Origin of the sequence: Bacteroides reticulotermitis JCM 10512, assembly GCF_000517545.1 — a bacterium.
In the GTDB taxonomy this organism is placed as follows: Bacteria; Bacteroidota; Bacteroidia; order Bacteroidales; family Bacteroidaceae; genus Bacteroides; species Bacteroides reticulotermitis.
This window is the reverse complement of sequence record NZ_BAIV01000007.1, coordinates 72,583-84,533: the sequence shown is the minus strand read 5'-3', so window position 1 is coordinate 84,533 and position 11,951 is coordinate 72,583. Positions and strand designations below refer to the sequence as shown.

The 11,951-nt window shown below is 42.1% G+C and carries 7 protein-coding genes and 1 pseudogene; 5 read left to right on the top strand and 3 right to left on the bottom strand.

Going from position 1 to position 11,951, the window contains the following annotated elements; genetic code table 11:
- Window positions 1–110: 110 nt before the first annotated feature.
- From JCM10512_RS05795 to JCM10512_RS05775, 5 genes and pseudogenes are all read left to right on the top strand, one after another.
- Window positions 111–4,222, top strand: a pseudogene (locus tag JCM10512_RS05795) (hybrid sensor histidine kinase/response regulator transcription factor).
- A 387-nt stretch (window positions 4,223–4,609) separates the two neighbouring features.
- Window positions 4,610–5,482, top strand: a complete 873-nt coding sequence (locus tag JCM10512_RS05790; RefSeq protein WP_044161328.1) for a helix-turn-helix transcriptional regulator — start codon at window positions 4,610–4,612, stop codon at window positions 5,480–5,482.
- Window positions 5,483–5,601: 119 nt separating this feature from the next.
- Window positions 5,602–6,309: a fumarate reductase gene (locus JCM10512_RS05785; RefSeq protein WP_044161327.1), complete on the top strand. Its 708-nt coding sequence runs from the start codon at window positions 5,602–5,604 to the stop codon at window positions 6,307–6,309.
- A gap of 37 nt (window positions 6,310–6,346) precedes the next feature.
- Window positions 6,347–8,326 carry a fumarate reductase/succinate dehydrogenase flavoprotein subunit gene (locus JCM10512_RS05780; RefSeq protein WP_044161325.1) on the top strand — a complete coding sequence of 660 codons (1,980 nt, stop codon included), beginning with the start codon at window positions 6,347–6,349 and terminating at the stop codon, window positions 8,324–8,326.
- A 42-nt stretch (window positions 8,327–8,368) separates the two neighbouring features.
- Window positions 8,369–9,124 carry a succinate dehydrogenase/fumarate reductase iron-sulfur subunit gene (locus JCM10512_RS05775; RefSeq protein ID WP_044161323.1) on the top strand — a complete coding sequence of 252 codons (756 nt, stop codon included), beginning with the start codon at window positions 8,369–8,371 and terminating at the stop codon, window positions 9,122–9,124.
- Window positions 9,125–9,187: 63 nt separating this feature from the next.
- On the opposite strand, the gene JCM10512_RS05770 is transcribed toward JCM10512_RS05775, so the two are convergent.
- From JCM10512_RS05770 to JCM10512_RS21915, 3 genes are all read right to left on the bottom strand, one after another.
- The gene (locus tag JCM10512_RS05770) at window positions 9,188–10,411 is read right to left on the bottom strand and encodes a TlpA family protein disulfide reductase (protein ID WP_081741235.1); all 1,224 of its coding nucleotides are present in this window, start codon (window positions 10,409–10,411) and stop codon (window positions 9,188–9,190) included.
- Window positions 10,412–10,580: 169 nt separating this feature from the next.
- Window positions 10,581–11,057 carry an HU family DNA-binding protein gene (locus JCM10512_RS05765; protein WP_044161319.1) on the bottom strand — a complete coding sequence of 159 codons (477 nt, stop codon included), beginning with the start codon at window positions 11,055–11,057 and terminating at the stop codon, window positions 10,581–10,583.
- 602 nt (window positions 11,058–11,659) lie between these two features.
- Window positions 11,660–11,881, bottom strand: coding sequence for a DUF4248 domain-containing protein (locus JCM10512_RS21915; protein WP_081741234.1), 222 nt, complete (start codon window positions 11,879–11,881; stop codon window positions 11,660–11,662).
- Window positions 11,882–11,951: the final 70 nt, after the last annotated feature.

The window sequence follows — 11,951 nt, the reverse complement described above, 5'->3', positions numbered from 1 at the left end:
AAAATCATGCAGAGAAGCTATGTAAATCGTGCAATGCATGATTTACATAGCACAAATTATTTTTTTATTCCTATTTTTGGTCCTAAATATGAAGCCAATAAATGCAAACCATGAAACGATACACCATTCTGAGTCTTTTTTCCTTGCTATCTTCCTGCTGGTTGATGGGCCAACCTTATATAATCAAACGACTTGGCATCGAACAGGGACTCTCTAATAATTATGTAGTTAGCATCACACAAGATAAACAGGGCTTTTTATGGTTTGCCACAGAAGAGGGATTAAACAAGTTTGATGGAATCCGCTTCATTACCTACTACAAGAATGATCCGTCTAAAAATGCTCAAAGCATCACCGGCAATGAACTCAACCAAGTATATGCCGATCCGGAACGGCCCATTATCTGGATTGCCACACAGCGCAATGGTCTTAACGCTTATAACTATCAGACACAGACCTTCACCGCCTATCAGAATGACCCGCAAGATCCACATAGCCTGATTACAAATGACGTGACCGATATTGCTCCTTCATCCCAGCATGCGAATGGATTATGGATCAGCACCTATTATAGAGGTATAGATTATCTAGATATCAATACCGGAAAATTCACGCATTACAATAAGAAAACGCTTCCGGCCTTAAAAAGCGAACAGACCTGGACGGTATTAGATGGTGCCGATGGCAATCTGTATATCGGCCATGTCGATAGCGGCTTTAGCATTCTCTCTCTCAAAGACCGAAAAATAAAAAACTTCCAGCACGATACCAAAAGTCCTACCAGCCTGCCGGGGAACGAAGTGAGTTCTATTCTAAAAGATAGCTATGGCAACATCTGGCTGGGTACAGATGGAGGATTAGCCTTATACGATGCAAACAACCAAGGCTTCATTACTTTCCAACAGAACCAAAGCGATAAATATGGTACGCTTTCCAGTCGCATATTCTCTATCAAGCAACTAAAGAACAATAAACTCTGGATCGCTTCAGAGCTGAATGGCATCGCGATACTGGATTTAAAGCAAAGTCATTTTTTATCGCCCAAACAAATCACGTTCGAGTTTATTCGAGAGAGAGATGATAATCGCAGTCTGTCTAATGCCAGCATCCGATATGTTTTTCAGGATTCTTTCGATAATGTCTGGCTTGGCACATGGGGAGGTGGCATCAACTTTATCAGCAGTGAACCTCCTCTGTTTACTTCCATTGATTATTCCCCGATTCCCAACAATGACAGCAGCCTAAACAATAAGATAGCAAGCAGTATTTGTACCGATAATCAGGGCCTTCTATGGATAGGTACAGATGGGGGAGGAATAAATGTGTTTGAGAACGGCAAACGCATTGCTATCTATAAGAAAGAAACAGGCGAATTGCAATCCAACTCTGTTCAGGGATCGTTTCGGGATTCCAAAGGAAATTTATGGTTCGGAACTTTTCAAGGAAGCATAAGCCTTTATAATCCCCAGACAAAAACCTTCCGTTCAATCAATCCGATGGGCAAAGCTAATCTGGACGTTCGTACCTTCTACGAAGACAAACAACATCGTATCTGGATAGGATGCAGCGAAGGAATATTCGTATACGATCCTGATAAGATGGAGGTTATACAACATTATCATACCGGTAATAGCGAGCTGCACGGCAATCTTATCCGAAGTATTACGCAAGATGAAAAAGGGCGCTTCTGGATTGGTACATTCGGAGATGGCATCGGCATATATACTCCGAACTTCCATCTAACGCAGAAGTTTATCCAAAGAGAAGGTTTCTGCTCAAACACCATCAACCAAATAGTTCAAGACAGAAAGAAAAGGATGTGGGTTGCCACCGGTGACGGTTTGGTCTGCTTCCCTTCGTCGCAAGATCTGAAACACAATACGTATCAACGCAAGGATGGACTCGCTAACACGTATATCCAAGCGATCACTGAAGACCAACAAGGTAATATCTGGTTCAGCAGCAATAAAGGTATCGGATGCTATGCAACAAAAAAAGATTGCTTCTATCATTATGGGCACTCAGACAATATCCCTGCCGGAAACTTCATGCGGGGAAGTGTTACAGAAAGCACCGATGGCGCCATCTACTTCGGCTCTATCAATGGAATCTGCTGCTTTACTCCAAACATTGCAATGAGTGAAATCCAAATACCACCGGTAGTTATTGCGGAGATGAAAATCTTTGAACGGCTGGGTACGCAGGAAAACAGTGAAGCACTTGTCGCACTCACGGAGAAGAAAGAGATGGAATTAACCCATGATCAGAATACGTTCAGCCTAACGTTCAATGTGCAGAACTATTCTTTGGCGAATCAGATGGAATACACTTACATGCTGAAAGGGCTTGAGAACTCTTGGTACACTGTCAATGAGAACAACAGCGTCACCTTTCGAAATATCCTCCCGGGAAATATGAGTTCCTAATCAAAGCACGCCTGCATAATCAAGATTGGCCGGACGAAACAACATCTCTTATCATCCGGATCAATCCTCCCATCTGGCTCACCTGGTGGGCCAAACTCCTCTATTTCGTAGTTTGTGTAGCAATCGGCTATTTCATTCTTCGGGCATATAAGAAAAAGATAAACCTGGAAAGCCTTTACATGCTGGAGAAGAAAAACCATGAGCAAGAACAAGAGTTGAATCAAGAACGTATGCGCTTTTATACGAATATCACACATGAGCTACGCACCCCGTTAACGCTAATCCTCGGGCCATTGGAAGATATGCAGAAAGATACTTCCCTGCCAACGAAGCAGGCACAAAAGCTATCGGTAATCCATCAAAGCGCACTTCGGTTACTCAATCTGATTAATCAAATCTTGGAGTTCCGCAAAACGGAAACGCAAAACAAGAAACTATGTGTATCCAAAGGGAATCTAGCGGCACTGATTCGGGAGATCGGCCTGAAATACCAGGAACTGAATCGCAAACCCGATATTGACTTCCGAATTCAAATCGAAAAGGAAGACATGACCTTATTCTTTGACAAGGAGATAATGACCATCATTCTGGATAATCTCATCTCCAACGCAATCAAATATACAGCAAAAGGAAATATAGCGTTGCATCTGTATCGAACCACTCGCAATGAGGTTGCTTACACCGAGATCAAAATAAGTGATTCAGGCCATGGGATCTCGCCTGAAGCTTTGTCGCATATATTCGATCGGTATTATCAGGAGAGTGGTAAGCATCAGGCATCCGGTACAGGCATCGGACTAGCGCTGGTGAAGAATCTGATCGAACTGCATGAGGGAGAAATCCGTGTAGAAAGTGTGCAAAATGAAGGAAGTACGTTCTACATTAGCTTACTAACCGATAATATTTACCCGAACGCTCTGCATGCCGACTCTACCGAAGAAACGGAGCAAAAAGAGAATTTGGATATAACTTCCGAGGAGCTCCAAGGAAGTATCACAGAAAGCGGGAAACCTATTTTGCTGGTAGTAGAAGACAACGAGGAAATACAAAATTACATTGCTGACTCCTTCTCCGACTCTTTTGAAGTAATCACAGCTTCCAATGGCAAAGAAGGTGAGGTATTGGCCTTTAACAGTATACCGGATCTCATCGTAAGTGACATTATGATGCCCGTCATGGATGGCATAACTCTTTGCCACCACTTAAAGGAGGATGTACGCACCAGCCATATTCCTATTATTCTGCTAACGGCAAAAGACTCGCTGCAAGATAAAGAAGAGGGCTATGAAGTAGGAGCCGATTCGTATCTGACCAAACCTTTCAGTGCCTCTCTCTTACGAAGCCGTATTCATAACTTACTCGAATCGAGGAAGAAACTGGTTGCCCAATTCCAAACGAAGCATTCCCATCCAAGCCAGCCTCAGCTGGACGGCAAACGGTCGATTATCGAAGAGTCACTCAATAAGTTGGATCGCGAATTTATCGAAAAGATTATGCGCTTAATTGAGGAAAACCTATCTTCGGAGAAAATAGACATCACCTATCTTTCAGATCAAATGTGTATGAGTAGTTCTACGCTTTACCGGAAGATGAAAGCTCTCACCGGACTTTCCACCAATGAGTTTATCCGGAAGATCAAAATGCAGAATGCCGAAAAGCTGCTGCTTGAAGGAAAATATAATATTTCTGAAATTTCCTATAAAATAGGTATGAACAGTACCGGATATTTCCGTCAATGCTTTAAAGACGAATTTGGCTTATCACCTTCGGAATATCTAAAGCAGATTATGCAATGACAGTAGATAAGAGTCAGAATACAACACTTTCTTATACCCCAAACAGCCTCGTATTTATGCGGGTTTCCCCCCGATGGCAGTCTGCGTAAATACGAGGGAAGAGTTGTCCTCTTCGCCATATTGGCCTATCAACCGAGTTGAAATGAAAAAGAACATTACCATAAAAAAAGCACCTTACCCACCTATATTAATAAACAGTCAATCGAATTCCAATCTTAAAATTATCAGATTAGAATTCCAATCCAATCCATAAAGACAAGACAGCATTCCAACTTATAATTCCCCAAAAGACTATTAAAGTTTCAAAAAGATATTATTTCACACATCGAGACTTTTCACTAAAAAGAATTATCTTTGTCCCCATTGGAATACTCACGGGCACAACTTATGTCAAAAAAATATCTTATCGAACCACATACCGATTGCGCACACTGTAACAAAGAGATTGAAAAATCCTTTGTTCACCGCATTTTGCCCAAAGGACATCATATACCGAAAGATAAATGCACCCAAAACGGGATGCTCTTTATTATGAAAGGCGAGCTACTCATCAACAGCGAGGAATATCCCGGAACAACCTTACGCGAAAAACAATTTATTCTGCAAGCCATCGGATCAAAAATCGAACTACTCGCTCTCACCGAGGTAGAGTATGTGTTTTATTGGTTCAATGAGTTGCCACTTATTTGCGAAGAACGTTATCGGCATATCATCAACGAAACAGTCGCCCCCTTGACCTACTCGCCTATGCTGATGAATCAGCGCATAGCTAACCTCATCACAGACGTTGCTTCGTACCTCGAAGAAACCATCTCGTGTAGTAAATTTATTGATCTCAAATGTCAGGAGTTGGTCTACTTGATTATCCATTATTATCCCTTGCCCCAACTAAGTGCTTTTTTCTATCCCATCAGCACATACACCGAAAGCTTTCACTATTTTGTTATGCAGAACTATAGCAAAGTCAAGAATGTGGAAGAGTTCGCCCATTTAGGCGGATATAATACAGCTACTTTCCGGCGTCTCTTTAAAAACATGTACGGAGTACCTGTATACGAATGGATTTTAGAAAAGAAGCGTGAAGGTATTCTGGACGATCTACAGCGCACCAAACAACGGATCACTGAAATCTCTCAACGATACGGCTTCGATTCCTTGTCCCACTTTGCCCATTTCTGCAAAGACTCTTTTGGAGATACCCCGCGTACGCTCCGTAAGAAGGCTGCCAATGGTGAAAGAATTGGTAAGATTGCCGATTAAGGAATAATTTCTTTAATTCTTTGGACAATCAATCTATTTCCTGTATTTTTGCAGTCCGTAAGAGTTTAAAATCACGAAATTTTAGTTCTAACAATTAAATAATTTAAATTCAATCATTTATGTGGTTAAGTAATTCATCTGTAGGAAGGAAAGTGGTGATGAGCATTACCGGTATTGCCCTTGTCCTTTTTCTAACATTTCACATGGCGATGAACCTGGTTGCAATTATCTCGGCTGACGGATACAACCTGATTTGTGAGTTTCTGGGAGCAAACTGGTATGCTTTGGTAGCTACTGCCGGACTAGCTACCCTTTTCGTAATTCACATTGTTTACGCTTTCTGGTTGACTATGCAAAATCGCAATGCCCGAGGAAGCGAACGTTATGCAGTAGTTGAAAAACCTAAAACCGTAGAGTGGGCTTCACAGAACATGTTGGTACTGGGCCTGATCGTTATCGTAGGTCTCGGCCTTCACTTGGTTAACTTCTGGGCAAAAATGCAATTGCCGGAGTTGATGCATAACATGGGCATGAACGTTGATCCGCAAACGTTAAATTATGCAGCCGATGGGGTTTATCACATCCAACAAACCTTTGCTAACCCCGTTTACGTAGTGCTCTACCTGATTTGGTTAGGAGCTCTTTGGTTTCACCTCACACATGGTTTCTGGAGTTCTATGCAATCTCTGGGATGGAATAACCAAGTATGGCTTAACCGTTGGAAATGTATTTCCAACATCTACTCAACCGTTGTAGTACTGTGTTTTGCAGTGGTAGTAATCGCATTTTTCGTTAAGTCACTAATGTGCTGCGGTACAGCTTGCTAATTAGTTAATAGTAAATGATTAAATTGTAAACAAAATTATGGTTAAGATAGATTCAAGGATTCCTGAAGGCCTAGTGGCTGAAAAATGGACTAACTATAAAGCTCACCAGAAATTGGTGAACCCTGCGAATAAACGTCGTTTGGATGTTATTGTTGTCGGCACAGGATTAGCTGGAGCCTCTGCTGCCGCTTCACTTGGTGAAATGGGTTTCAGAGTATTCAACTTCTGTATTCAAGATTCTCCTCGCCGTGCGCACTCTATTGCTGCACAAGGAGGTATCAATGCTGCTAAAAACTATCAGAACGATGGTGACTCTGTATACCGTCTGTTCTATGACACTGTAAAAGGTGGCGACTACCGTGCACGTGAAGCGAACGTATATCGTTTGGCAGAAGTGTCCAATGCCATCATCGACCAATGTGTGGCACAAGGTGTTCCTTTTGCACGCGAATACGGTGGTACATTAGACAACCGCTCTTTCGGTGGTGCACAGGTATCTCGTACATTCTACGCAAAGGGACAAACCGGACAACAGCTGCTATTAGGTGCTTACTCAGCACTTAGCCGTCAGGTAGGTGTCGGTACAGTGAAATTATATACTCGCTATGAGATGCAGGACGTTGTCATCATCGACGGACGCGCTCGCGGTATCATCGCTAAGAACTTAATCACAGGTGAACTCGAACGCTTTGCTGCTCACGCCGTAGTTATCGCTACCGGTGGATATGGTAACGCATACTTCCTGTCGACTAACGCAATGAGCTGTAACTGTACAGCCGCCATTTCTTGCTACCGTAAAGGTGCTGTATTCGCTAATCCTGCTTACGTACAAATCCACCCGACTTGTATTCCGGTACACGGCGATGAGCAATCCAAGCTGACTTTGATGTCTGAGTCTCTGCGTAACGACGGACGTATCTGGGTTCCGAAAAAACTGGAAGACGCTAAGAAGCTTCAGGCAGGTACACTACAAGGTAAAGATATTCCTGAAGAAGAACGCGACTACTACCTGGAACGCCGTTATCCGGCATTCGGTAACCTCGTTCCACGTGACGTTGCCAGCCGTGCGGCTAAAGAACGTTGCGATAAAGGCTTTGGTGTGAACAACACCGGTTTGGCCGTATTCCTTGACTTCTCTGAAGCAATTAACCGCTTAGGTGTTGATGTTGTTCTTCAACGCTACGGTAACCTTTTCGATATGTATGAGGAAATCACCGACGTCAACCCAGGTGAACTGGCAAAGGATATCGACGGTGTGAAATATTATAATCCAATGATGATTTATCCGGCTATCCACTACACTATGGGTGGTATCTGGGTAGACTACGAACTGCAAACAACCGTTCAAGGCCTATACGCTATCGGCGAATGTAACTTCTCCGATCACGGTGCCAACCGTTTGGGTGCTTCCGCACTGATGCAAGGACTTGCCGATGGTTATTTCGTATTGCCATACACCATCCAAAACTACTTGGCCGATCAGATCACTGTTCCTCGCTTCTCTACCGATCTTCCTGAGTTCGTAGAAGCAGAAAAGGCGATCCAAGCCAAGATCGATAAGTTCATGGGTATTCAAGGAAAAGAATCGGTTGATTCTATTCACAAGAAACTCGGACGTATCATGTGGGATCACGTAGGTATGGGACGTACGGCAGAAGGCCTTAAAGAAGGTATTGCTAAATTGAAAGAGGTTCGTAAAGAATTTGAAACTAATCTGTTTATCCCTGGCGCTAAAGAAGGCATGAACGTTGAGCTTGACAAAGCCATCCGTCTGTACGACTTTATCACAATGGGAGAGCTTGTTGCATACGACGCGCTAAACCGTGAAGAAAGCTGTGGTGGACACTTCCGCGAAGAATTCCAAACAGAAGAAGGTGAAGCAAAACGTGATGACGCGAACTTCTTCTATGTAGCTTGTTGGGAATATCAAGGTGATGATGAAAAAGCACCTGTATTACATAAAGAACCGCTTGTTTACGAAGCAATCAAGGTTCAGACTCGTAATTACAAGAGCTAAGCGGTGAAGAGAAGTATTAAATATTAAAAGAATCAGAAAACAATGGATAAGAATATAAGTTTCACGCTTAAGGTATGGCGTCAGGCAGGTCCGAAAGCCAAAGGTGCCTTTGAAACATACCAAATGAAAAAAATCTCCGGCGATACTTCGTTCCTCGAAATGCTGGATATCCTGAACGAACAGCTCATTAACGAAAGAAAAGAACCTGTTGTATTTGATCACGACTGTCGCGAAGGAATTTGCGGTATGTGCTCTCTATACATCAACGGTCATCCGCACGGTCCGGCAACAGGAGCTACCACTTGCCAGATCTATATGCGCCGCTTCCAAGATGGCGACACTATTACTGTAGAACCTTGGCGTTCAGCAGGATTCCCGGTCATCAAAGACTTGATGGTAGACCGTACAGCATGTGATAAGATCATGCAGGCCGGTGGCTATGTAAGCGTTCGCACAGGTGCTCCGCAAGACGCTAATGCAATCCTTATTCCGAAGCAAATTGCCGACGAAGCCATGGATGCCGCTTCTTGCATCGGTTGTGGTGCTTGTGTGGCTGCTTGTAAGAATGGTTCCGCCATGCTGTTTGTTTCAGCTAAGGTTAGCCAGTTGAACTTGCTTCCTCAAGGTAAGCCGGAAGCTTTGCGTCGTGCTAAGGCCATGCTGTCTAAAATGGACGAGCTAGGTTTCGGTAACTGTACCAACACACGCGCTTGCGAAGCCGAATGCCCCAAGAATGTTTCTATCAGCAACATTGCCCGTCTGAATCGCGATTTCATCATTGCGAAACTGAAAGACTAAGCGAAAGCTTGATTTGATTAATAGCAAATCCCCCTGTCAGCATTGCCGGCAGGGGGATTTTATTTAGATTCGGTTTCCTTCATTCAACAGTTTATATAAGCGAGATCTATCCGATTGCTTTCTAATATCAATAGATTCAGTTGTACCATCAGGATGGACTAACAGAGAATAAGGGATTCCTCCAATAGAATAATACTGAAACAATCCCTTTCTATAATCTCTGGCAAAAAGACTTCGCCAAGGAATCTCCTCATTTTCAAGCATTCGGTTCCAATACTTCTCCTCTTTTTCTTGGTCAGTGGAGATATAAACCATATCAAGACGACTGCCAAAGTCATTATATACTTCTTTCAATAAAGGAATCTGCTTATGGCAGGGCGAACACCAAGAAGCAGAAAAGATAATCAACGTATATTTCGAGTGGGTCCTTATTACAGATTCCGGCAGATTACCTTCGGCACCCATGAGCTTTAATGTATCGACTGAAACTGGTTCGATTTCAACATTTATCAAATTAGAGATATCTTGTCCTTGCTGAGAATTCCGGATTTCATCGGAGAAAGAATTAAAAAGCACACGCAGCGTTTTTCTGTCGGATACGTTCAAAAAGGATGGCATTGCAGCTAACAGATAAGTAGAATAGGGATATTTCCGGATGACATCTAGCCGTTCAGAAAGAGTATACCGGGCAGTATCTTTAAAGTAAGGATAAGTGAGTGCGATTTCTAACTCTGATTTACACTTTTTGTTATCCAGCTTAAGATCGATCACATCACAGGTTATGGTTGGGTTCATGATAAAAGTATCAACAAGCAAGAAACCCATACCCGGGTGAGTATTTGAAATTTGATGTGTATAGCTCCCCCTTATTGAAGTGGTCTTATCTCTCAGCAGAATCATGTTAGATGTTCTATCTGAGACTTTACCGGCAGAGAATGTTAGCGTTTTCTCTTCATTCCTTTGATAATCAAATGGCTGCGTGCGAACATAATATCCTTCAACAACTTGATTAACAGAGTCAGGAACGAGGAATGTCCACTTGAACCCATCAGCTGATTTCCCGGGAATTTCCAGCCCATTATCATAGCCCAGAGAGTTCTTAACATGAGTGAATAAGGAGAGGTGATCGTATTTCTTATTCTCTATCTTTAATTCCAACACCGCATGGGATTCTCGAAAAAGATAGGTTGCTCGCGTACAAGAAACCAAGGATAGGATTCCACCCAATACCACTAACAAGAGTAATATTCTTTTCTTTTTTTTAATAGACAATAGATCTAGAGACATAATACCGAATTTTTATGCTAGTCGAAGCTATTTTACAAATAAACTTTCCGAAAGATAAGAATTATTACCTATATAACAAAAGAAATAAAAAATGCACAGAGCACCGATCTTGATCGATTCCCTGTGCATTACTTACTCTAAAACAGAGCCTTTACGCTAGTACGCCCGATTAGACTGTTGGATCGGGAGCTTCGCCTCCCCCTTCACCAGTTCCTGGTTTTTCATTACCCTGACTACTTCCATCCGTATAATCTGTATCCGGCTCGGTACGACGAGTTACGCTCATATCTCCCAAAGTGTTCTGGAAGATTTTCCCCGGATAAAACCGGATCTTTTTCTGAATAATCGACTTGGCAGACACTTCTTTTTCACTGTCTGCACTCTTAGCACGAATGGTAGGAGTGAAAATACCGAAATCACCTAGCTGAACGCTCTTTCCATCGTCAATGTCTTCCGCCATTTTATCGACTAAACCGGTGACTACCAGATCCACTATCTTGCGATGGACACCACACAGCTCACTCACCTTGCGACACATCTTCGCAAAATTCACTCTACCGGAACGAACCGATTTTGCTACATACTTCTCGTTTTTGTCTTTGTCAAAACCGAACACTCTCTTAGTTACTACATACTCTAAAGCCATAATTGTTAAAGTTTAAATGGTTAAAAAAATAAAGGTTATCTAGTTGCCATTCTCTTTGTTTGAATGACATTACAAAGATACGACAACGCGTATATCGTTCAGTCTCCTTTGGTCCCCCTTCTGTCCCCTTTTAAAGTGAGTTCAATTCAAAAACAGCTCATAAAGCGCTATATATAAGAAAAATACAAGATTGAGGCACATTCAAAAGCGTGCGTTAATCTTGCCCATTACGAGCATACATCTTCAAAAAACGCGAGGTTGTTGCGAGGATTCAGAAGCGATTTATGCGATTCAATCGTTGCAATATTTCACGAGATTTATCTTACAAAACAATTGTAAAGTATAATAACCAGAGAAACCTTTAAAATAGAATTAATCTGATTTCGCACAATTAGTAAAGAAGAAAAAAACGAACCGATTAGGCTAAAACGTGTTTTGCGTTTCTAATAAATATCATCATCGTTTATTAGAAACGGTTGTACAGTTTATAATAAACGTAACTTCAGCCTTTCATGAATATTTCTCTGAATTTAGCCAACAAAAAAGGCTACAAAACGTGATAGGTTTTGTAGCCTTAGCTTTGATGTTAACTCGATCAGAGCTTAATATTCATAAGGATCACCTAAGTGTTTTGTAATTATAGCATACTGCTTTGAAGTCAAATACCGATGATTATACGGCAGGTATCCCGTATGTATAAGCTCTTTTATCAGCGGATTACAGCCTTTAATCCATCGGCTTAGGCAGCGGACTGCATTTTTACTGGTCGCGCATCCGGGAAAGTACATCCGGGCAAGTTCGGAGAAAGAAAAAAATCGTCTCATTTGTTCAGGTTTTAGTTCGTTGTTTTATTGTTTACGACTACAAATATACAACATTTTAAAGCCTTTGTCA